The organism is Nocardioides sp. CF8 (genome assembly GCF_000389985.1).
GTDB classification, from domain to species: Bacteria; Actinomycetota; Actinomycetes; order Propionibacteriales; family Nocardioidaceae; genus Nocardioides; species Nocardioides allogilvus.
Genome location: NZ_CM001852.1, coordinates 4,155,284 through 4,156,607, shown reverse-complemented (window position 1 = coordinate 4,156,607; position 1,324 = coordinate 4,155,284). Strand labels below are relative to the sequence as shown.

2 protein-coding genes are annotated in these 1,324 nt (G+C 64.0%); both read left to right on the top strand.

Features of this window, described 5'->3' with window-relative positions:
• Positions 1-78 precede the first annotated feature (78 nt).
• On the top strand, positions 79-393 hold the full coding sequence (locus tag CF8_RS20225; RefSeq protein WP_010834945.1) for a transposase: 315 nt from the start codon (positions 79-81) through the stop codon (positions 391-393).
• Complete coding sequence (locus CF8_RS20220) at positions 393-1,268, top strand: IS3 family transposase (protein ID WP_010834944.1); 876 nt, start codon at positions 393-395, stop codon at positions 1,266-1,268. Before CF8_RS20225 ends, CF8_RS20220 begins: the two co-directional genes overlap by 1 nt.
• The last annotated feature ends 56 nt before the right edge of the window (positions 1,269-1,324 follow it).

Here is a 1,324-nt window from a genome sequence, read left to right as displayed (position 1 = left end):
CGCTCACCAGCACCCACGACGACGAAGCACTGGCCTTGACCCCTGACGGTGGACACCTCGTAAGAGAGGATCTGCATCATGGGAAGACAGCGTCGGGAGTTCAGCCCGGAGTACAAGGACGAGGCCGTGGGGTTGGTGGTCAACACCGGCCGGACGGTTGCTGTGGTCGCCCGCGAGCTCGGCATCAACGAGGCCACGCTCGGTCGGTGGGTGAACGTCCAGAAGGACCGCCAGGGTGCCGGTGACGCCCCGCTGAGCGAGTCCGAGCGGGTCGAGCTGGCCAGGCTGCGCAAGGAGGTCGCTGAGTTGAAGCTGGACCGGGCGTTCCTGAAAAAAGCGTCACTCTTCTTCGCCCAGGAAGCCTCGGATACGAACGTGAAGCGTTCGAGCTGATGCACGCGGAGAAGAGCGACTTCACGATCGTTCGGATGTCACGGCTGCTCGGTGTTTCGAGGTCGGGGTACTACGCCTGGACCACGCGAGGGCCCTCGCCGCGGGCGATCCGCGCGATGCGGATCGAGCAGAAGGTCAGCTGGTTCCACGGCGAGTCCGACGAGGTCTCCGGGACACCCCGGATCTTGGCCGACCTCCGCGAGGACGGCGAGATCATCTCGCGCAAGACGGTCGCGAAGACGATGCGCAAGCTCGGCCTGCGTGGTGTGTGCCCCAAGCGGTGGAAGACCACGACGATCAGCGACAGCAACGACACCTACCCGCCGGATGCGGTGAAGCGGCAGTGGGACACCGGCGTCCTGAACGCCGTTTGGATCGGTGACATCACTTACCTGAGGACATGGGAAGGGTGGCTCTACCTCGCCACGGTGATCGACGCGCACTCTCGTCGGGTCATCGGGTGGGCGATCGCTGATCACATGCGCACCGACCTCGTCGAGGGCGCACTCAAGATGGCCATCGCACTGCGGGGTGAACGACCAGACAAGGTGATCTTTCATGCCGATCGAGGAACGCAATATGCCTCCGACCAGATCACCCGGTTTGCCGCGCAGAACGGCATCACCAGATCGATGGGACGGACCGGAGTCTGTTGGGACAACGCGATGGCTGAGTCGTTCTTCGCGACCTTGAAGACCGAGTTCTACTACCGCCGTGTCTGGCCCACCAAGGCCGGCGCAAGCAAGGCTGTCGGGGCCTGGATCGAAGACCGGTACAACCGCCGCCGCAGGCATTCAGCGCTCGGCCAGATCAGCCCCGTCAGATTCGAACTGCAACACTGCAACGACACCGCGGCAGCACTTCAAGCCGCATAACCCCGTGTCCACCAAACGGGCGCCTCGTGCTTCGTCGTCGTGGGTGCTGGTGAGCG